Here is a 21750-nt window from a genome sequence, read left to right as displayed (position 1 = left end):
TTGCAAGATTCCGAATTTTATTAAGCATAATGATAGCACATAAAAAAAAGGATTGCTTTTTGGGCAATCCTTTTCATCGTTTTATAAAATATTTTAAAATATATAACAATAGAACTTGCCTAACGAATTTCGTTATGCCACCACCAATTGTTATTTAAGTTTTTAATTATCATGTTTATACAGCAAATATTGATATACTTTTTTATAATTCCAAAATGTTTCTAAAAATATATTGCATTTTATCAAAACCGGCTATCCGCTGATCGCGATTTGAATCTCGTCTATTCATGCTGGATTTTGAGTCCAGACCTCAAAAAATCGGGTCGCAAAACTCTATTAACAGAAAACATCTACCTTAACAGTTTGCCCGCTCTCAGCCTGTTTAATGCTCTTGTTCAGCGCTTGTTTATTATCTTCAGATCTGCTCAAGTACGCGGTTTCATCTTCTTTTGCCTCCTTAAAAGAAACGTCCAAAGCCTTAAGTAAGGCTCTGATAGCTGATAACTGCTTTCTGTTTTTCGGTTGTACAATCAGTGTTTCCATATTATCAAATTTACCAATTTAAATTAAACGAACCTAACACGATCTTTTTGTTATATGACTCCTATCGATTGCTGGATTTTAAATCCAAAGCGCAAAATCGGGATTGCAGATCTCGATTAACGAGACTATATATGCATATTAAAATAAAGCCCCTTGTTTTCACAAGGGGCAGTCTTAATTCTTTAATTAAATCAATTAATACTCAAAAGTCAAACTAGTCTAACTTGGAACAATTTGCACATTTAGGTTTGCCACCTGTTCCAGATCGCAGATTCTCTTTTTCAATGTTGTTACCTTCTGTACACTTTGTGTTGTCATGGTGAACATTTGCTTTGATAGAATGAAATGCTGCTGTTTTTGCCATAATAATTTATTTTAATTAATGAGATACAAAAAAGCTTAAATAAATACTTCTTTTTATACGGCTAACCGTATGTCTGTACGTTTTCTTTCGAAAACTTAATTATCAAGAATAAATTAATAGGCGAAACTCCACTGGTCGGGAACTGCGATCTTATCCTATTTACGACCGGACTTCGGACTTCCTACCTCCTACCCTTTTATCAACGGATTTTTTTCTTTTGCAAACAAATCGAACACCTTTTTATCAACAAAGGCCGGAAATAACTTATTCATCCAAACCGCTAATTTTCCTTGTCCTGTCATAATCAGCGTGCGTTTGCGTTTCTCAATACCGTCGGCTATGATGCTGGCAACCTCCTCCGATGTCATCATTTTACCTTCATCCATACTGGTTTCACCGTGGGCCATTCCATCTTTGGCCAACGCGGTTACACGGATGTTCGACGCTGTAAAGCCCGGGCAGGCCACCAATACATTCACTCCCGTTTTTAAAAGCTCTGTACGCAGCGATTCCATGAAACCATTCATGGCAAATTTCGATGCTGAATAACCGGTTCTGCCCGGTAAACCGCGGTACCCGGCAATAGATGAAATTCCAACTACCGTTCCCTTGGTTTTCAAGATCTCGGGCAATGCGTATTTGGTGCAGTAAACCGTTCCCCAGAAATTCACATCCATCAGATTTTTTATCACCGATAAATCAAGGTCGTTAAACAGGGCACGCATAGATAAACCTGCATTATTAACGAGGATATCGATTTTTTGAAAGGAAACCAACGCTTGTTTGATGATCAATTCACAATCGGCCTCTTTGCTTACGTCGGCCTGAACGGCGACAGCCCTTATGCCATATTTTTTTTCGAGATCGGCCGTAATTTCACAAAGGGTAACATACTGACGGGCAGCCAAAACAAGGTTTGCGCCACGTTTGGCAAATTCCTCAGCGCAAGCCTTTCCTATTCCGCTCGATGCGCCCGTGATGATTATAACTTTATCTTTCATTCGAAAATGGTTAATTGACTGAATTGTTTAATTGCTGAATTGCTAATTGGCTCACTTGTTCAATTGCTTATTGCCCATTGCCTATTGCTATTTGCTTATCAGTCATTGCAAATATTGTGTCGCTTCCGCAACTTTGTCTGTATTGATAATGTCTGCGCCCAAATCGTGCAACAATTTCCAGCAAGCCTCGGTGTCTGGTGCGCCCCAAAACCGAAACGGCTTGTCTACTTTATGGGCATCATCAATCAAAGCTTTTAGTTTAACCTCATCCGCCTCCGGGATTTCGCCCACACCTTTCCATTTGGAATGTAGGGCAAAGTTATCGCTAATCATGGTTATTTTACTTAAATCGGCGGCGGCATAACCAACGTTTGGCAAGCCATCAAAACTTACTTCTTTAAAAGTGTGGAAAGTTGAGTCTGGAGGTCGGTTGCCACTAATCACAATTGATACCATTTGGTTTCCCTTAACGAAGTATTTTTGATACGGCTTTAAGGCTTTTAACAAAACAGGATAAGTCAAATCCCAACTATCCTTGAAATCGATCATTAACTGGAAACTGTAAAACTTTTCTGTTTTGGATAGCGCCGCAATCGGCTCTAAATACAGCTTCTGCAGCGTATTTCCTTCTTTTATCTCTTTCCTGCTATGGGCCACGATCAGCGAATCGCCAACTACAAAAACATCGGCCTCAATAGAAAATGCACGGTGCGCACTCGCATCGTAAAAAGGTTTTTGGTGGGTATAATCGTTATGTGAGTGAATTTTTACTTGTGCCCGGCCAGCAATGCTCAACAGCATCAATGCGACTAAAAGATAAACTTGTTTGGCCATTATTTCATCATTGCGGTTTCGTAAGGTACGCGGGTAACAATCGAGCGACCGAGTGTAATTTCATCGGTATATTCTAACTCGCCGCCAAAGGCAATGCCACGGGCAATTGTAGTTACTGCAACATTAAAATCCTTTAACCTTTTATAAAGATAGAACAGCGTAGTATCGCCCTCCATATTTGGGCTCAGGGCTAAAATTACTTCTTTTATATTCCCTGTCGCAACCCGTTGCACCAAACCGTCGATAAATAAATCGGCCGGCCCTACCCCATCCATCGGCGAAATTAAGCCACCCAGAACGTGGTAAACGCCAAAATATTGACCTGTATTTTCAATGGCCATTACATCGCGTGTATCTTCAACCACACAAATGGTTTCTTTATCACGTTTATGCGAAGTACAGATTTCGCAAATCGGGTGATCGGAGATATTGTAACAAATGCTACAGTTTTTGATTTCCTTTTTTAGTTTAATCAAAGTATTTCCAAACTGGTTAACTTCTTCCTGCTCTTTATTTAAGAGGTGTAAAACCAACCTTAAAGCGGTTTTTTGGCCTACACCCGGCAATTTTGAGAATTCGTTTACTGCATCTTCAAGCAGCTTGGATGAAAAATTCATAATACAAAAATATGGAAAATGTTCATTAGTTCATTAAGATGTTCGTTAGTTCATTTGTTTGGGTGCTCTGGCTAATAAACTAATGACAAATGAACGAATGAGCCCTTGACATTAATCGGTAATTTCTTACATTTAGCAGCTTAAAACAAAACTATGTCACCAACCATTTTACTGCTATTTATAATTGGCTATTTTTTAGTGTTGATTATTATTTCATTTGCAACCTCCAAAAAAACATCAGACAACTCTACATTTTTTACCGCCAATAAAAACTCTAAATGGTATTTGGTGGCCTTTGGGATGATTGGAACGGCACTTTCTGGTGTCACCTTTATCTCGGTGCCCGGCGAAGTTGGTGCGCCCGGCGGAAACCAGTTTCAATATTTTCAGTTCGTTTTAGGTAACGCCGTGGGTTTTATCATCATTGCAACGGTTTTGCTGCCATTGTATTACCGAATGAACCTGACTTCGATTTATAGTTACATTGAGCAGCGCCTTGGGCATTACAGCTATAAAACCGCTGCATCCATCTTTTTATTAAGCCGAACGTTAGGTTCTGCAACCCGATTATATTTAGTTGTAATTGTTTTACAACGATTTATCTTCGATAATTATGGCATTCCATTTTGGTTAACTGTGCTGATTTCGCTGGCACTGATATGGTTGTACACCTTTAAAGGCGGTTTAAAAACGATCATCATCACCGACACTTTACAAACGTTTTTCCTGGTTTTATCCGTTTTCTTAACGATTTATTTTATCTGTAGCAGTTTAAACCTGAACATTCCGGACGCGTTTGAAACGGTTAAAAACAGCAGTTACTCCAAAGTATTTTTCTTTGAGGATTTCTTTACGAACAAATTCAACTTTAGCAAACAGTTTATTGGAGGTATTTTTGTTACCATCGCGATGACGGGCTTGGATCAAGATTTAATGCAAAAAAACTTGAGTATGAGCACCATTAAAGAAGCTCAGAAAAACATGTTTACGTTTACAGGTGTTTTTGTGATATTAAACGTGTTCTTTTTGAGTGTGGGCGCTTTGTTATATATTTTTGCAGCTAAAAACGGGATCGATATTCCTTTAGACCACATTACAGGCAAACCGAGAACGGATTTGTTGTTCCCCGAAATTGCGTTAAACAGCCTGGGCGCAGTACCTGCCATTATTTTTATGCTGGGTTTAACTGCTGCAACTTTTGCCACAACAGATTCAGCGCTTACGGCATTAACAACTTCTTTTTGTGTAGATTTTTTGGGTATGGCAAAAAAGGAAAAGGCACACGATGCCAATGCCGTAAAAAAACGCCACACGGTTCATATCGTGTTCTCGATTTTGATGTTTTTGGTAATTATTGTAATTAATGCCCTTAACAGTTCGTCGGTAGTAAGTTTAATTTTTACGATTGCCTCATATACTTATGGGCCTCTTTTGGGGCTTTACAGTTTTGGTTTATTTGTAAAAAAACGTGGGTTGCACGACAAACTGGTACCGATAGTTTGCATATTATCGCCTATTTTATGTTACTTGCTTGCAACGTTTTCTGAAACATTATTGGGCGGATATGTTTTTAGTGTTGAGTTGATATTAATTAACGGCTTAATCACGTTTATTGGTCTGCTTTTCATCAGCAAAAAAACTGATGCCCAAACCAGATTTTAACATTAGGATTTATTTTATATGACAAGTGAAGAAAAAATTAGAAGTGCATTCGAAAATAAAGATTGGCAGGAGATTAAGGTAACCGACTCCTGGCAGATATTTAAAATAATGGCCGAGTTTGTGGATGGTTTTGAGAAGCTGGCAAAAATTGGCCCTTGCGTTACCATTTATGGCTCTGCCCGTACCGCCGAAACGAACCGGTACTACCAACTGGCGGAACAATGCGGCAAACTGTTAACCGATCGTGGTTATGGTGTGATAACTGGTGGAGGCCCCGGTATTATGGAAGCGGGAAACAAGGGCGCCCATACCAACGGCGGAAAATCTGTTGGTTTAAATATTGAGCTGCCGTTTGAGCAGTTTCACAATAAGTACATCGATCATAATAAGCTGCTTGAGTTCGATTACTTTTTCGTTCGCAAGGTAATGTTCATGAAATATAGTCAGGGTTTTGTGGTTTTACCGGGTGGCTTTGGTACCATGGATGAACTTTTTGAGGCGCTAACACTGATCCAAACCGGTAAAATTGCCCGTTTCCCTATTGTATTACTCGGAAAGGATTATTGGGGCGGTTTAATCGATTGGATTAAAGGCACAATGTTGCAGAAAGAGCATAACATACACGAAGAAGATTTGAATCTGTTTCGTCTTGTAGATACCGCGGAAGAAGCTGCCGAGCATATTTTTAGGTTCTATGATAAATATGTGCTTAAACCTAACTTTTAGAGCAGGATTAGCCGATTTTCAGGATTAGCAAGATTGAAACTGATTCACACATTCAGTCATTCAACCATTGAATCATTCAACATTTAATCTCTCTTATTTAAATAAGCGTTTGTTTAAGCAAGGCGCTTTTTTATTCTGTAGACTTGTTTTAACGATTGGCTTTTACGGCAGTCTAAATTTCAAAACCACCTTTTAAATGATTTCGAAAACACTAAACTGGAGAAAAAGCCTGTTTGACAGTAATTATCATGTATTTGATGATGCGCTGCTCAAATTTTCGATCAGTTTCAGTGCATTAAAAAATTCGGCGATTGCTACCACCCAGCAAGGCGTTTACATTTTAAGGAGCGAGGGTTATTCAAATCCTGAAACCAAGGTAATTAACAACAAAAACGAGGTAATAGCAATAATTAAATACGATTGGTTGGGCTTTAAGGCAAGAATATCATTTGTTTCGGGTGAGCAGTTCGATTGGACATTTCAAAACAGCTGGTTAAGCCGATGGTCTCTTAACAACCATGCCGATAAGCAGCTTATCTACAATTCATCGACAGGAACGGGTTTAATCCACACCAATACAGACGATGATTTGTTGATTTTGATTGGTTTGTTTACCCGAGAATATTTTATGCGAATACTTTTTGCCTTTATTGTTATCCTATTTTTATTATTTACAAGCAGAAGTATCTTTTAATCCGATAGCGAAAAAAGTTCAAATGGTTTATTAATACCTGGTTGGGGCATACACAATAAAAATATACAGTCATCCTGATTTTTAGTTTTCTAGTGAAAAAATCACTATGGCGTGACGTTTTCAAGGCGGTCGTCATTCCCGCGCAGGCGGTCCCGTATGTAGCTATCGTGTGGACACATTTCCTTTCAACTCATCGTCATTCCCGCGCAGGCGGGAATCTGAATGCAAGGCACCCAATTATTGTGCATTAAGATCCCCAGTCAAGCTGAGGATGACGACCGTTCTTGGATAACTCCATAAAATTTTATCGTTATTTGAGTGTTCTAGTTTGAAACGACGTTTCAAAGATGTGTCCACACGATAGGTATGTACGGGACTAAAGCGAGCGCATTAGCGTTAAGAATCCCAATTAAATTGGGAATAACGACCGTTCGCAGTTGGCGTTCCGTCCATTTGGCCCCTACCTCGTCCTAGCGTCTCGCTACGACAAAAAAGAACATTTTGGATGAACACTTAGATAACACAAGGGTTGCTTTGTGCTGGTAATTGAATGGTTCAGTGATCATTCTAAAACAGATTCTTTCGCTATGCCACCATTGACGATTGGCTTATCCCAAAACGTCGTTAATTCGCTGCGTTGGTCTGGCAATTACGGCTTTATCGCCCCATACCACAATGGGCCTTTCGATAAGAATCGGATTTTCAACCATCGCGTCAATCCATTCCGCATCGGTTAAATTTTGGCCTTTATAGCGCTCGATATAAATCTTTTCACTCTTACGGATTAAATCGAGCGGGCCAATATTCAGCTTCTCAATCAATTTCTCGAGCGTGGTTTTATCGGGCGGGGTTTCCAAATAATAAATCACTTCGAAATCCTTTCCGCTGTTTTCTAACGCTTGTAACGCCTGACGGCTTTTCGTACATCTGTTGTTATGGTAAATCTGAATCATTTTTCGCTTTAGCTAAAGTCCACTAACACCGCCGCTTACTACCAGTTTCATGGCATCGGCAGCGCTCATTTTTAAATCCTGTACCTTATCTTTTTTAACAATACAAAGCTGTCCGGCGAAAGAGTAAGATAACGGAAAATAAACGGCCACCTCTTCGGGAAGGCCGAGTTTTGTGAGATCGCTTTGCGTAAGAAACCCGATTTTTTTCAAATCGCCCTCAACCTCTACCAAAACGGGGTGGTTAAACTTCTTTTCATCGCCAACAAAAGCCTCAGTTAAATCTTTTATCGATGAGTAAATGAAGTTGAGCAATGGTAACCGCTTCATCATCCGCTGAAACCAGCTGTACATTGGCTCTGTAACCAAATTGGTTACAAAAATTCCAGTGATTAAAATGATGGTCAAAACTGTTAACAGACCCAATCCGGGAATGTTCCTGCTTTCGCCGGTTTTAGGATTTACGCCTAAGATGTTGTTCACATTCAGCCAGCTATCTACCGTTGTAACCGCCCAAATAACAATGAAAATACTCACCGCAATGGGGATCACAACCAATAAACCTTTAATAAAATAGTTTAAAATGGATTTGCTGACCTTATTCATGCTGCAAACTTATTCAAAAAAACTTGTTTAGTTGGGTAATTGCTGAATTGTTTAATTACCTTATTGATTAATTGGTTAAACTGGTTAATTGCTCAATTGTTATTGGCCATTGATTTTTGGTCATTGATTAATTGGATGTTGGGTATTGATTATTGGTTATTGTGCCATCTATCTCTGCGCCCTGCCCAATGAACTAATGAACCAATTTATTCATAAAAATAAATCCGTTTTACCCTTTGCGATACGTTGGTCAGGATTTCGTACGGGATAGTACCAATTTGTTCGGCCAGCTGCGCAATCGTACGTTCATGATTGAAAACAATAGCCTCATCGCCCGGTTTTACGTCAATCCCCGTCACATCCAACATCGTCATATCCATACAAATAGAACCAATTGTAGGCACTAAATGTCCGTTAACAATCATTTTGCCCACGCCATTTCCAAAGGAACGATTATAACCGTCGGCGTAACCGATTTTAACCGTAGCAATGGTACCGCCGTTGGGCAACACCCCTCTCCTGCTATAGCCGACTGTTTCACCGCTGGTTAACGCTTTCACCTGGGTTACGGTTGTTTTCAGGGCCATTGTGGTTTGAAGCCCGCGATTGTCGGTCAGCACCGAGTCGAAGCCGTACAGACCAATTCCCAAACGCACCATATCTAGCTGAGCACCTGGCCAGCGACTAATGCCCGAAGTATTGGCTATATGCAATAACGGTTGATAGCCCAAAACATCTATCAGCTGATTTGAAATGATGGTAAACTTATTGATTTGCGCCTGTGTAAAACCATCGTGCTCTGCTTCGCCACTGGCTACAAGATGCGAAAAAATGCTTTGAACCTTTAATTGTTTCGCATTTGTTAGTATCGGCAAGAGCTGGTCAATTTCAGCATCATCGAAGCCTAAACGATGCATGCCGCTGTCGATTTTTATATGGATAGGATAGTCAAAATCATAATCTGAAAGGGCCGAATTAAAACTATGAAGGATTTCGAGGCTGTAAATTTCGGGCTCGAGCCTGTATTTTATAATGGCATCAAAAGCAGATTGCTCAGGACTCATGACCATAATTGGCAGGCTAATACCTGCCTTGCGCAAAGCAATGCCCTCATCGGCATAAGCAACAGCCAAATAATCAACTTTATGAAATTGCAGTAAATTGGCGACCTCGAAACTCCCGCTTCCATACGAAAAAGCCTTTACCATTGCCATAATTTTAACGCCGGGCTTTATTTTTGAACGATAAAACTGCAAATTGTTAACCATCGCATTCAGGTTAATTTCGAGCACCGTATCGTGAATTTTCTGGGTAAGCAGCTTACTGATTTTGGCAAACTCGAAGCGCCGGGCCCCTTTTACCAAAATGGTTTCCTGATTGAAATGCAATGCCGGAAAATTCCTGATGAAAGCGCTGGTGTCTTCAAAAAATGCTTTCTCGATGTTGAAAAGGTGGGCAAAATTTGAAATATGTTTTCCAATGCCTATCAATCGGTCGACCTTTTTTTGCGCCAACAATGCGGCAATTTCGGTATATAAATGCAGGTCATCCCGTCCGGTTTCAAATAATTCTGATAAAATTACCGTTTTCTTGGGATGCTGGTTTTGCTGATTGAGAAAATCGAGGGCAATGGCGAGCGAAGAAATATCGGCACTGTACGAATCGTCGATAACCGAGCACTGATTAATACCAGTTTTAAGTTCCAGGCGCATACTTACGGGGCTTAATCTTTCGAGCCGTTCATCGGCTTGTTCGGGCGAGTAGCCTAGCGCAAGTAAGGTTGCCCAACAAATCATACCATTTTCTATCGAGGCACGATCTTTAAATGGCAACATGCATTCGATCTCTCTATCCAGGTAAATCGCTCTCAAATAACAGTTTTGCGCTATGGGTTCAACAGCAATAATGCGCAGATCGGCGCCCCGCGTGCTGCTCCAGCTAAAGCGCTTTTTTCCGGGTAAATCTCTGAAGTTGAAATCAGTAACATAGTCCGGAGAATAAACAAACAGTTCAGCATCTTTAAACAGCTTAAGTTTCTCTTTTAGCTTTTCCTTTTTCGAGTGAAAACCTTCGGCATGCGCTTCGCCAATATTGGTCAACACCCCAATTTGAGGTTGAATAATATCTGCAAGCGTTTCCATTTCGTTTACTCCTGAAATGCCCGCCTCAAAAATCCCCAGCGTATTTTCGGACTGAATCTGCCATACAGACAACGGAACGCCAATTTGTGAGTTATAGCTTTTGGGGCTTCGAACAATATTTTCATCGGCGGCTAAAAGTTGGTACAGCCATTCTTTTACAATCGTTTTTCCATTACTTCCGGTTATTCCGATGGTTTTTAAATTATATTGACTGCGATGATATCCTGCGAGTTGTTGTAAGGCCATCAAAGCATTCGAAACGATTAAGATATTGCAATCAGGATATTTATGAGCATATTTATGCTCGGTGATTACAAAATTCCGAATCCCCCTGATGTAAGCGTCTTCGATAAAGTCGTGCCCGTTTCTGTGCGATGACAAGGCAAAGAACAAAGAATTTTCTGGAATCAAGATCGAGCGGCTATCAATTACCAAATATTGAACAACGCGCTGTTCATCAACTAATTTAGCATCGGCATTTAATATTTCTGCAACTTTTAAAACGGTGTATGTCGGGTTCTGCATCAGATTTATTCCAGAAAAATAAGGTATTCGTTTATATTTTTACGAATTTCAGGATTTAATTATGAAAAGCGGTAACACGGATTCAACAATATTAGATAAAAAGCAGGCGTTGGCAAAGGCCGAGCATTTTTGTGCTTATCAAGAACGTTCGCAAAAAGAGGTGCGCTATAAGTTGGTAGAATGGGGCATGCGTGGCGATGAACTGGAAGAGGTTTTAAGCGAACTTATTGTCAATAATTTTTTAAATGAGGAACGTTTCGCCAAACAGTATGCTTCGGGTAAGTTCGGTATAAAAAAATGGGGACGGATCAAAATTAAACAGGGTCTGAAGCTCAAGGGCGTTCCGGATAGGATTTTACAAAAAGCACTGTATAGCCTCGATGACGACGATTATATGGAAACTTTGCAAACCCTGGCGCTCAAAAAGGCTGGCGTGATGCAAGAATCGAACCCGATAAAGAAAAAAATGAAGCTGGTGGCTTACCTTCAGGGAAGAGGATTTGAAACTGATTTAATTTTACTTGCACTGAAAGCCAGCAATTTAAATTAATTATTAAATTTTAAATAAAAAATCTCTTGACAGAAATAGAAATCTGTCTATATTTGCATCACCAAATCAAAACGACACAATAGTTTTGTAAATGCGAAAGTAGCTCAGTTGGTAGAGCACGACCTTGCCAAGGTCGGGGTCGCGAGTTCGAATCTCGTCTTTCGCTCTAAATGCCTTTCCTACCGAAAGGCATTTATTTTAAAACATTATTCACCCGAGGATTCGGGATCGACTAATGCTCGGGTGGTGGAACTGGTAGACACGCAGGACTTAAAATCCTGTGCTTTCAAAGGCGTGCGGGTTCGATTCCCGCCCCGAGTACAAATGGGAATTGCTCCCAACAAAAAAGGGTTGCTCCAAAAAGAGCAACCCTTTTTTTGTTGAATTATGCATTGCATTGAAGACCTTCATTTATTTAAAACTATATCCGTATCCCAAGGTCGCCGTCATATCGTTGGTTTTGCCCTTGCTCACCAGGTTTCTGTTTTGATTCATTAAGCTGAAGTTGAGGTTATGTTTTTTCAATACCACATACGATGCATTGGCCCTTATGTTTAATACGCTACTCTGCCTTACCCCCAACGAATTACTCAGGTTGTAGGAGGTTGAGAACCCTGTAACCAATGTTTTTTTTAAGAACTTTGCGTTTACCGACAAAGTAGGACCCATGGTAAGGAAATCGTTCTTCCCGATGGTATTATAACTCGTATTATAGGCAAGCGTAAAACCCATCCCCTGCTTTATTAGGACCACATTGTACGCTGCGGCAAGATTATAGAATTGTGAAGCATTTCCATTGGCCACAATGCCGCCCTGCTGGTCTGTGGCGTCTTGAAAGCTCAGATTTAGGTTGAGCGCCTGCGTTTGTTTTTCATTCTTTCTGGTCATCCAGTTTACGTTGGCATTGGCATTTTGCGAGATCTGAATATAGTTCAGCGTGTCGATGTTCTGAAACTGCGAGGCTTGATTGATGTAATCAAACTGGGGCCGCATGTTCATATAGGTTTGAAAATTGGAGTAACTTACAGTGGTCTGCACCTTTTCGCTCGGATTATAGCCCAAATTGGCCGACCCCACAAACCTCCGCGTTCCCGATGCCTTGTTGTGATCGAGGTCATCTCGTTGAAAGCCCACATTTACGGCTATGTTCGCCTTATCTTTTAAGAAAACCTGTGACATATTTACGGTAATATTCTCAAGGTCGCTGTTGAAGTAATAGGCACCGAGGGTTTGGTAGCCGGGCGCCACCCTCTCGTAGCCCACGCCCAGGGTACTTTTTTTATAGCTATAGTTTAATTGCGACTTGAAGGCGTTGTAATAAGCGGTGGAGGCATTCCCCTTTGATAACAGGTTTAGATAGTTTCTCCTCCCTGCCTTCTCACTGGTATCCCTGAGATCGCGGGTAAGCCCGCTCGTGGCGAACTCTGTAGATAGCTCCAGCCCCTTCATTGGCTTCACCCTTGCCTCCCAGCTCATCACCAGATTGGATTGCGGAAAGATCAATAGGCTGTCGGGCCTGTTTACCAGTGAGCTTATTTCGTCCTTTGCCCTAAATACGGTCAAACCGACCATGTATTTCGTCTTTTCAAAACCCACTTTCGCCCCGTAACCCATCCTTTTGTAGCCCGGCTGTGCGTTGTTAACCATCGGGTCGTATTCCACCGCCTTGTTCAGCCGGCCATACATAGCGCTAACCTTCCATGGGCCGTCGGGAGTTAGGTCGAAGCCGAGCCCCCTGAACTGGTGGCCATTGAGGGTATAGGGCGAGAATGTCATCGAGACATCGCCAATATGCCCAGATATCCACTTATAGGTGGGGTTTAGGCTCAATCGGTTGGGCAGCGTCGGGTAGCTAAAGCCATGGCCGCTATTGGTCAGGTTAAAGCTGAAAGGGAGGTTGATTTGCCCGAACAAGTTCGCATTTACGCTGCCCTGCAAAAAGTAGGTAAAGGGACTACGCATGGTGGCGCCGTTTCCGGCAAACATGACACTATTGGCATTGATCCCGCCACTTACCCGAATGGGCTTTGCCTTGCCAATCCCTTTTAAGCTTTCTATATTGATGTTCTGTGCCTTCGAGCTAAAGCTGAAAGCTAAAAGCGAAAAGACTAAAGCAAGGGTGAGCTTAAAACTGAAAGACCAAAGCTGAGAGCTGAAAGTAGAAAGAACAGGGCGCAAGTTGAGACATAGCGCTGAACCCCTCATTCTAAGCTTTAAACCATGTTCTTTTTGGCTGAAATAATGTATTATGTTCATAATAGAGCGATTAGGGGTTAGGGTGTTTTTTGTACCTTGATATCGATCACGATATAGGATTGGCTACCGTTGGCCATGTATTGCTTGATCTTGATGGCGCCCTTTCTGCCATCGGCGGTTTGGTAAAGGACTATTCGGGGTACGGCAGCATTGGTAAATTGCTTTTTGCCCGCGGCACTTGGGTTGATCGTGTAATCCTTAAAGGCAATGCCATTGGTTATGCCTTCAAAATCGGCACTGGTCATTATGCTTCCACATGCACAGTTTTCCTGAACATTGACGACCTTATTGCTCATGGCCTGCGGAATGGCGTTAAAAGTATAGGCAGCTGCCGAATCGGGCGAGAGGAACTTGTTATAGGCAAAGTTCTGGTTGAGGCCAAAGTATACGATATCGATATATTTTCCATTGCTGCTCAAATCATCACCCTTTTTAAATGTTTTACGTAAACTGGTCGAAAAGAAGCTTCCGATGGTGCCGTGTGCGGTATTCACCCCCAGCTTGATATCGGTAAAAGTGCGCAGATTTTTATTTGGCAAAACGGTAATGCTGCGCTCAACCTTTTTAGTCTCCTTACCATTGTTCGCACTTAACGTAACGGTGTAGGTTCCGGCGTCGTTAAAATGTATGCTTGGGCTTGTGGCGGTTGTATTGGCAATGGTTCCGCCTGTAGTGGTCCAGGTGTACGTTAACCCGCTAATAGTTGTATTTTGTAGGGTCGCAGTTAATGGTGCCTCCATATCGTTGTCGGCAAATGAGGGAACGATATCAAAGCCCGGGGCAAGGGCAGGCGCTACATGGATCTTCTTTGTTTTGGTAAAGGTGGCCCTGCCATTGCCCACGGTAAGGGTAATGTTATGGAAGCCGGTATCCACAAAATTGACCGTGGGTGGTTGTTGAATTTCTGAACTTGCAGGCGTACCGCCCTCAAACGTCCATTTATATGTACTTGCCCCGATGGTCTTATTGGTAACTTTTACCTGCACGGGAGAAAAATCGTTGGTTTGGATAACGGCATCAAAATTTGCAGTTACTGCGCTATCAAGCTGTATGGTTACCTCTTTTACGCTCTCATTATCGTCGTTCCAGGCCCTCAATTTCACTTTGTAGGTTCCAGCCTGATCGAACTGTACTATTCCGGGCTCTTTTTTGTTGGAGCTGGCAGGGCTGCCTCCTTCAAATGTCCATTCATAGTTTTGTGCGCCGGTACTGGTGTTTACGAAGCTTATCCTTACGGGAACGGTAAAGTTCTGATCAATGATCTCGTAATTGAAGCCGGCCTTCGATTCTATAACTGTCTCCTTTTTGCATCCCGCCCAGATCAAAAGCAAGGCAATAGCGAAAATGGCAAGCCCATTACGGAAAGGATATTGCTGAAATGTAGTTTCTTTTTTCATATTTATAATGCGTTATTCTATTTCTTTTGAGGCTGGCCAAAATTGGCCTGCAGGGTAAACCTTAAGGTATTTGCCAGAGGGCTCTTGCTGGTGCTCCCTGCGAGGTAGGAAAAATCGATATTGAAGATATTATACTTAAAGCCGGCGCCCAAGGTCAGGTATCGGCTGTTTCCCTTTTGCGGGTCTTGGTAATTGTATCCTGCCCTGAGGGCAAACTTTTGCTGATAGCTGTACTCGAAACCTGTAGAAATACCGATTTCCCTCATCTCCTCGCCAAAGCCACCAGGTGCATCGGCAAAGGAGCCAAATATGCCGGCGGGTACCGAGCGGTTGGGGTCTTTACCGCTGGTAATGTTGCCATCGGCATCGTAAATGGGTTGCGTGGGTGCCATGAGCTTGTGGAGGTCGAGGGCGAAGCTCAATCTGCTATCATTATCGGGCAATAAGGTAACCGCTGTGCCGATCTTAAAATTGGCGGGCAGGAAATAGGCAGGCCCCTCGGTGCTGTAGCTTACCTTGGTGCCAATGTTGGACAAGTTTATCCCCGCCGACCATATGGCAGCGGTGCTGAAAAGCGAGACCTCCCTTTTATAGATCGCAGAAACATCGGCAGCCAGCGCCTTGCCCGCCTGTGCCTGTCCACCGTTTGAGAATTGGCCGCTGTACAGATTGCTGTAAATGAAGCGCAGCGTTCCGCCCATGGCAAAATCGGGCCCCATGTTTCGGCTGTAGCCCACATCTAATGCCAGTTCGTTCGGGTTGTAGGTACCGAGGCTTTGAAACTGGCTATCGGTAAATTGTATTGCCCCAAGGGAGAAATAGCGAAACGATGCGGCAATGGTGTTCTTATCGCTGAGGCGATAATATCCGCTTAGGTAGCCGAGGCTCATATCGGGCACCAATGTTTTTAGCCAGGGGCTATAGGATAGTGACACTCCAGAGCAGCCCGTTGGCAAAAAGGCCAGTGCGGCCATGTTAATGGCGGGAGCATCGGCCCCAGCATCCAGTGCTACGCCTGCATTGCCCATGGCGCCTGCCCTGGCCTGCGGGGTAATGAGCAGGAAGGGAACTGCGGTAACAATGTTGCTCTGCCGCGTTCCGTCTGTCTGTACGCCCGAAACAGTTTGGGCACAGAGGGGCATTACCGCTAAAAGCAGTGCCGCTGTCAATAATCCGTATTTTACTCCATTCATTTATCCCTTTTTAATTTACACGGCGCCAGCCGTGCCTATCCGCTAGCTTAGGGATGCTCGCTAACGGTTCTATCCATTGCCTGTGGGATGTGCAAATGGACTTATTTCCTTGTCAGATATTTAGGGATCTATCTGGCAATTTGTTGTTGCTAAATCAGGGATGATTTAGTTTACGCTTTGTTTATTCGTATGTGTTTTAGTGTCGGTTCAGTTCCTTCTTGAAACAAAGACTGAAGTTTCCAAATTCTGCGTAATGAAGCTTCTTTTAAAATCATTAGGCTCGAACCCTAAATCCAATTATCTTGTGCTAAATGTTATAAATTGGCTCGTTTTTATCTAATACTTCCTTAAAATCGACAATAAAATCATTCATTTTTTTATAAGTTTCATCCTGATTTGAGTTCTCAATATATCTACCCGTGTAATAACTAAATAAGAGGTTAATGTAATCATCGTATTTTGGGTTGTTACACAGTTTATAAATCAATGCCTTTGAAAGCACTCCTTCATGGATGTAATTCTGCACTTCCATTTGCGGAACAGTATCTAAAAACTTATCCAAAACCCTCAAATCGCTCCATTTTTCAAAAAAGGGTTCGGCTACATTATGCACATAATCATTTAAGTCATTCAATCAATCACATCCTGTTCTGTTTCTATTGTTTTGGGATAAGATGGGTTTAACGTTTGTTTAAACATCTCGGGTTCGATCGTTTTTAACCAAATAGTTCTATTATTTTCTTCTGAAAAATCTTCTATAATTCCATGTTTCACCAGTAAAGGATTTAAAACCTCTTCGACTTGTTTGAAGTATACAGTAGTATTAAATTGGCTATAACTATTTTTACTATCAATCCATACGCCTACATTATAAACAAAGTTTATCGTCTTCCTAATGATTGTTACAGGTATACCGTTGTATCCTTCCTCTTCGGCATAATAGTACCCTTCCGGTATTATAGCATCTGCTATTCTTTTTAACTTCTGTATGATTTTAGATTGTTCCATCACTCCCTATAGTTTATGTCTTATCAATGTTCTGAATACTTCTTATTTATAATTAAGTATTGGAAAACGTCTTTTAAAGATACACTTATTAAAACGTCATTTAAACATTGTAAATAGGTTCGGTTTTATCTAACACTTCTTTAAAATCAATCATAAAGCCATGTTTTCGTTTTATGGCGATATCTCCGTTAGGATTTTCCTTAAACCTGTTTATAGCAAACGAATACATCAGATCCATGTATTCGTTATATTTTGGATTGTTACATAATCTATAAATAAGCAGCTTTGAATATACCCCGTACCCCCCTAAATAGTTATGTACCTCCATCTGCGGAACGGTTTCCAAAAACTTATCAAGCACTCGCAAATCGCTCCATTTCTCGAAAAATGGCTCAGCTACATTTTTCGTATAATTATTTAAATCATTCAATAAATCAATCACATCCTGCTCTGTTTCTATTGTTTTGGGATAAGATGGGTTTAACGTTTGCCGAAATAATTCGGACTCAATTGTTCTAAAATTTAATGTATAAGTTAACCCACCGTCTACCGTATCAAAAATCTTATGTTTTTTCAATAGAGGTTGGATAATGGTTTCTACTTCTAAGAGTGTTAAAAATGTACTAAATTGTTTATATGAATTATTGCTTATAAAAACGCCTATTTCCGATGAAATTTTATCAGTTTTAGCTAATAAAGAAATACCTAATCCGTTTTCTTGTACTACTTTTAACAAATACCCGTCAATTGCAGGTTGACTTTTAATTAATTTTATTATTTCTATTTGATCCATCATTCTTTGAATTTGACATCTTCCATTTTTATTATTTTCCCAAAGGTACCACTAGCATCACTAATACTCTTATACACATCTTTTCTATATAATCTAATTTCAGAACCCTGTCTTATCATTTCAGCACCAGCCTTATCTAAATTAAGGTTTGTACTTCTTACTTTCATCAAAATATATTCATCAGGATTATCCCTGAAGAAATTGATTATTTCCATTTTTTGGTTCTTAGACCAAGCAGTACCCGCGTTGAGTTTGCTGTCGTTGTAAATTACTTTTGTATAATCTAATGAACCATCTATAGCATAGATCTGTTTCACGAAGCCATTGTCCATAATCACCATATTGCCCTTTGGCCCCATTACGTATAGTTGATTTACCTGTGTAGTATTAGTTAAGTCTGCACCAATATTGGTTAAGTCAGTTCTAATCCTCGGATTCATGTATGCTTCAAACTTATTTCCCTTGATAATATTCTCGAGCCAGGCTTTATCCTTTAATACGCTTGCATCCTCGGCTGCTTCGGCAATGGCTTTTTCCTTGGCCGTTTTTAGCAGATCGGGATCGGCTATTTTCCGTTCGAGTACCTTAATGGCATCATCAATGCTCTCTACGCCATCTATAATTACTGCCTTACCCGATTCTTTTACAACGCTTTGTACCTCATCACCACTTTTGATGATGATTTTTTCCGATTCTGAAATAATAGTGCCAACATCATCCGCTTTGGAGAGCAGATTGACCACCTCTTCGGTACGCCCAAGGGTACTAATTGTTTTCAGCCTCGCTACTAACGCACTGCCCTTTGCTATAGCATATTCTCCCGCCGTAAACACAATAGGCACCACCATAACGGTTATCTGTCCGTAGCGGTAGGCGCAGATATCGCCTGTTTGGCCGTTTGAAAATTTATAGGTATCGCAATCGGTGAAGTAGAACGAAGAGAATTGCTTGGCAACCTTTACAATGGTGTTGGCCAGTTTGACCTTGGTGCGCAATCCTGGCGGCAACAACCGTTGGATAAGCACTGCATTATCGATTGTTTTGCCAGATCGGACATCCTGAAAAGTCTGTTTGGTATCGTGATAAAACTCCTCATAGCTTTTTACGGTTGCTGTTGCAGCCTCACCGCCCATTTTTACCAATCCCTTTACCAGTTCTTTTACATCTACCGTGGCGATGATCTCGTGGAGCCCGCCCGCTACAAATTTTGCGGTAGCGCTTGCGTTTTGAACGCTTTCCTCGTTGGTGGCACAGTACAGAATGCCAAACATACCGCGATAGGCTACGACGTTGATCTCTTGCAGCGCCTGGTCAAAGCTTGGTGCTACCTTATAAAGAGGATCATTGTGCAGTTCATCAAGCCCGTCGTTAACGTACTTGTCTATACATGCATCTGTAGTGGCCTCGGGCAGTGCATCGCTAAGCCACTTGGGTATCGAAAGCTTATATTGTAGGTTTAGCTTTTGGTTTTGCTCGTTGTAGGTAACAATAAATTTGTTGGCCGCCTTGTCGTTTTCGGCCTCGGCCTTTTGGGTCGCATAGTTTGGATTGCCTGTATTTAACAGGTAAACCTTTAGGGCCGTTTCAAGTCCGTTGTCGATTCCGGTGATCGTTTTATCGAGACTGTTTTTTTGGCCTGCGGTAAAAGGCGACTTGCCGTCCTTGCCTGTAGAATAGTCAACAAATAGAACATTGCTGCCCGCTCCCTGTCCATCCCCTGTCTTGCCACAACCTAAAACTCCTGCGTAAACTGGTTTGCTGAGATCTGTTTGATTAAGGTATTTGTCTACATATTTTTGCAGGCCAGCAAGGTCCTCGTTGCCAATAAGGGTTTTGACCTCTTTATAAAGGGTGCGGATGTATCTTCTATCCTTACAGTCCTTACTGTTGTTTACCAATAACCAGATTACGCTTTCATCTGTAGCTGCAAACTTTGAAGCAACATAGTCCTTGCCCTGATTGGTTTGGTATGGCTTATCCTTTTCCCTCCAGTAATAATATTCTTCTGTGTTGTCTTTATTGATCGAAACAAATCCGCCTACAAATGGGTCGGCCGTTGGCGTAGCATCAGACAATATTTGATTGGTGTTGGTACTGATCAATTTGAAGTCTGGTGATAGCCCAAAGCCGCCCGCAAGCATCGCATCCTCATCCCCCTCAAATACCCCGATCACAATTCCCGGCGCATGTATCGCGTCCCATTGAAACTTGGTGAGGCCAGCCCCCGGCGGATAGTTCATCATGTTGCCGACCAGATCGCTTGCACTGAAACCGTACTTCTTAAAAGTATGTTCCAGCTTAAATACGCCATGGCCAATTTCGTGGGCTGCGGTATTTCCGTCAGCACCGCTAAATAGATAGCCAAACTGCTTGCCCCGTGGCATATCGCCCGCAAGGTTTGCCGTACTGTCTGAGCTGTTCAGCATAAAGAGCACAGCCTCATCCTTTGAAAGGCTTGGGTTGGCTGACTTATACGCATTGATTAAAGCTTTCATTTCAGCGGTTTGCGTGGCCAAAAATCCACTGCCGCTTACTGCTAGCTTATTATCTTTGTTGAGGTCCCAATCGGTATTTACGAAGTTGTTGGCCTCCCTTACTGTAAAGCTTAGCCCTATTGGGTTATAGGTCTTGTTCAGCTGCTCGGTAATTTCATTCTTATTGAGCGTTGTGCCGTTAACCGGCACCAACGCAACCTTAACCGTTTGGGGCTGGTAAGATGCGATGAAGAGTTTTCCGAGGGTTTGGTATTTTCCATTGGCCAGTGGGTAAACCGCATAAAGCTCTTGTGCATCATTGGCGGGGCCACCGACTATTGTAATCTCATAGATTCCATCCTGTAGTTTTGTGGTCTGTAGCTTGCTTCCCTTGCCCGTTATAAACTGTACGCTATCGGCCTTTAGCTTATCATCGTTAAGCTTTACTGTGGCTTTTACCAAATCGGTCTTACCGGGCAATATGGCCTTGGCACTTACGAAATAGTTATCGCTCAGCTTTTGGTAAACGTCGCTAAACACCTTGCTCTTGGCGTACACATTCTGATATTCATCAAAGGCAAACAACTGTTTCGGATGGGGCTGAAAGGTTACCACGCCCTGGTTCGCAGCAAGGGTGTTCAGCTCAGCAGGACTCATCTTCAACGGTATATTCTCGCTCACCTTGGTAACCTTTCGGTTGCCGTCGGTGCCTTGCTCTACCTTGTGTTTTTATTATTTCAAAGAACTTATCATTTTTAAAGAATGATGAAACTTAGATTTCAAAAACTATGAATTCTGAATATTGCTAAGAGGACTTTTTAAAAACCCAACTTTAAAGTCTTCGTAAAGTAAAAATAGTTCAGACAAAATTTCAGTCAACTCATCTTCTGAAGTATAAACAGGAATAGGAAATTCTTTTCGACTAAATGAATTGTCTAATTTCTCGCAAATAGAATCAAATCTATGATCAGGCCCTATATAAATACCTCTATTTTTAACATAAAGCATTGGTTCAACAATTCCATTTTTCAATGAAAATTGATAAATAAAAACAATATTATTTAACTTTTCCTCTATCTTATAAAATTCTTCTTTTTTAAAATATTTTATTTGATACTCAAATTTCGACAGAACCCTATTAAACATCTCTATATTATTTCCGTTTAAAGAATTTTTAAAATCATTATGCCTCAAACTTATTTCTTTAAATTTTCTTACAAAATTTATTCGTTCATAAATATTTACTAGTTCCATGTTATTCTTCCAAATATTTAATTTTTACTTTATAATCTGTTGCTAATTTCTTTAATTTATTACTGCTTTCAAAAAACGATTTATTAGATGATGGTATTTCTAGAGATTAATCTCCCAAAACATGTGTCCATCAATGCCGTTGAAAGCAATTGTGAGTTGATT

At 41.3% G+C, this 21750-nt stretch carries 20 protein-coding genes and 2 tRNA genes; 6 read left to right on the top strand and 16 right to left on the bottom strand.

The window, feature by feature from the left end; all coding sequences use genetic code 11:
• Positions 1-336: 336 nt before the first annotated feature.
• The 5 genes from IZT61_RS20880 to recR form a co-directional block, all read right to left on the bottom strand.
• Complete coding sequence (locus tag IZT61_RS20880; RefSeq protein ID WP_196098931.1) at positions 337-543, bottom strand: DUF2683 family protein; 207 nt, start codon at positions 541-543, stop codon at positions 337-339.
• A gap of 214 nt (positions 544-757) precedes the next feature.
• The gene (locus IZT61_RS20875; RefSeq protein WP_196098930.1) at positions 758-907 is read right to left on the bottom strand and encodes a hypothetical protein; all 150 of its coding nucleotides are present in this window, start codon (positions 905-907) and stop codon (positions 758-760) included.
• 188 nt (positions 908-1095) lie between these two features.
• The gene (locus tag IZT61_RS20870) at positions 1096-1908 is read right to left on the bottom strand and encodes an SDR family oxidoreductase (protein WP_196098929.1); all 813 of its coding nucleotides are present in this window, start codon (positions 1906-1908) and stop codon (positions 1096-1098) included.
• 102 nt (positions 1909-2010) lie between these two features.
• Positions 2011-2742 (bottom strand): PI-PLC domain-containing protein, encoded by a 732-nt coding sequence (locus IZT61_RS20865; protein ID WP_196098928.1) that lies wholly within the window; start codon positions 2740-2742, stop codon positions 2011-2013.
• The gene (gene recR / locus IZT61_RS20860; protein ID WP_196098927.1) at positions 2742-3359 is read right to left on the bottom strand and encodes a recombination mediator RecR; all 618 of its coding nucleotides are present in this window, start codon (positions 3357-3359) and stop codon (positions 2742-2744) included. The genes IZT61_RS20865 and recR overlap by 1 nt, the downstream gene beginning before the upstream one ends.
• A 153-nt stretch (positions 3360-3512) precedes the next feature.
• Between recR and IZT61_RS20855 the strand changes: the two genes are divergently transcribed.
• The 3 genes from IZT61_RS20855 (at position 3513) to IZT61_RS20845 (ending at position 6441) form a co-directional block, all read left to right on the top strand.
• The gene (locus IZT61_RS20855) at positions 3513-5021 is read left to right on the top strand and encodes a sodium:solute symporter (protein ID WP_196098926.1); all 1509 of its coding nucleotides are present in this window, start codon (positions 3513-3515) and stop codon (positions 5019-5021) included.
• Positions 5022-5039: 18 nt separating this feature from the next.
• Positions 5040-5747 carry an LOG family protein gene (locus IZT61_RS20850; protein ID WP_196098925.1) on the top strand — a complete coding sequence of 236 codons (708 nt, stop codon included), beginning with the start codon at positions 5040-5042 and terminating at the stop codon, positions 5745-5747.
• A 196-nt stretch (positions 5748-5943) separates the two neighbouring features.
• Positions 5944-6441 (top strand): hypothetical protein, encoded by a 498-nt coding sequence (locus tag IZT61_RS20845; RefSeq protein WP_196098924.1) that lies wholly within the window; start codon positions 5944-5946, stop codon positions 6439-6441.
• A 608-nt stretch (positions 6442-7049) separates the two neighbouring features.
• Here the strand turns inward: IZT61_RS20845 and arsC are convergent.
• From arsC to IZT61_RS20830, 3 genes are all read right to left on the bottom strand, one after another.
• Positions 7050-7394, bottom strand: coding sequence for an arsenate reductase (glutaredoxin) (gene arsC / locus IZT61_RS20840; RefSeq protein WP_196098923.1), 345 nt, complete (start codon positions 7392-7394; stop codon positions 7050-7052).
• Between the two features lie 12 nt (positions 7395-7406).
• On the bottom strand, positions 7407-7997 hold the full coding sequence (locus IZT61_RS20835; protein ID WP_196098922.1) for a DUF502 domain-containing protein: 591 nt from the start codon (positions 7995-7997) through the stop codon (positions 7407-7409).
• A gap of 206 nt (positions 7998-8203) precedes the next feature.
• A complete protein-coding gene (locus IZT61_RS20830; RefSeq protein WP_196098921.1) occupies positions 8204-10663 on the bottom strand; it encodes a bifunctional UDP-N-acetylmuramoyl-tripeptide:D-alanyl-D-alanine ligase/alanine racemase in 2460 nt (819 codons plus the stop codon).
• Positions 10664-10724: 61 nt separating this feature from the next.
• On the opposite strand from IZT61_RS20830, the gene IZT61_RS20825 reads away from it, so the two are divergent.
• From IZT61_RS20825 to IZT61_RS20815, 3 genes are all read left to right on the top strand, one after another.
• Positions 10725-11213, top strand: coding sequence for a regulatory protein RecX (locus IZT61_RS20825; RefSeq protein ID WP_196098920.1), 489 nt, complete (start codon positions 10725-10727; stop codon positions 11211-11213).
• A 93-nt stretch (positions 11214-11306) separates the two neighbouring features.
• A tRNA-Gly gene (locus IZT61_RS20820) sits at positions 11307-11379 on the top strand.
• A 71-nt stretch (positions 11380-11450) separates the two neighbouring features.
• Positions 11451-11534: transfer RNA gene (locus IZT61_RS20815), tRNA-Leu, on the top strand.
• Positions 11535-11624: 90 nt separating this feature from the next.
• Here IZT61_RS20815 and IZT61_RS20810 read toward each other — a convergent pair.
• From IZT61_RS20810 to IZT61_RS20775, 8 genes are all read right to left on the bottom strand, one after another.
• A complete protein-coding gene (locus IZT61_RS20810; RefSeq protein WP_196098919.1) occupies positions 11625-13469 on the bottom strand; it encodes a TonB-dependent receptor in 1845 nt (614 codons plus the stop codon).
• A gap of 17 nt (positions 13470-13486) precedes the next feature.
• A complete protein-coding gene (locus tag IZT61_RS20805; protein WP_196098918.1) occupies positions 13487-14866 on the bottom strand; it encodes a PKD domain-containing protein in 1380 nt (459 codons plus the stop codon).
• A 17-nt stretch (positions 14867-14883) separates the two neighbouring features.
• Positions 14884-16059, bottom strand: a complete 1176-nt coding sequence (gene porV / locus IZT61_RS20800) for a type IX secretion system outer membrane channel protein PorV (RefSeq protein WP_196098917.1) — start codon at positions 16057-16059, stop codon at positions 14884-14886.
• 307 nt (positions 16060-16366) lie between these two features.
• Complete coding sequence (locus IZT61_RS20795; RefSeq protein ID WP_196098916.1) at positions 16367-16693, bottom strand: hypothetical protein; 327 nt, start codon at positions 16691-16693, stop codon at positions 16367-16369.
• Positions 16690-17067, bottom strand: a complete 378-nt coding sequence (locus IZT61_RS20790) for a hypothetical protein (protein WP_196098915.1) — start codon at positions 17065-17067, stop codon at positions 16690-16692. The genes IZT61_RS20795 and IZT61_RS20790 overlap by 4 nt, the downstream gene beginning before the upstream one ends.
• A gap of 100 nt (positions 17068-17167) precedes the next feature.
• Positions 17168-17863 carry a hypothetical protein gene (locus IZT61_RS20785; protein WP_196098914.1) on the bottom strand — a complete coding sequence of 232 codons (696 nt, stop codon included), beginning with the start codon at positions 17861-17863 and terminating at the stop codon, positions 17168-17170.
• Positions 17860-21015, bottom strand: coding sequence for a hypothetical protein (locus IZT61_RS20780; protein ID WP_196098913.1), 3156 nt, complete (start codon positions 21013-21015; stop codon positions 17860-17862). The genes IZT61_RS20785 and IZT61_RS20780 overlap by 4 nt, the downstream gene beginning before the upstream one ends.
• A 105-nt stretch (positions 21016-21120) precedes the next feature.
• Complete coding sequence (locus IZT61_RS20775) at positions 21121-21588, bottom strand: hypothetical protein (protein WP_196098912.1); 468 nt, start codon at positions 21586-21588, stop codon at positions 21121-21123.
• Between the last annotated feature and the right edge of the window lie 162 nt (positions 21589-21750).

Origin of the sequence: Pedobacter endophyticus, from assembly GCF_015679185.1 — a bacterium.
Lineage (GTDB): Bacteria > Bacteroidota > Bacteroidia > Sphingobacteriales > Sphingobacteriaceae > Pedobacter > Pedobacter endophyticus.
The sequence above is the reverse complement of the archived record's forward strand: the minus strand, read 5'-3'. Positions and strand labels throughout refer to the sequence as shown.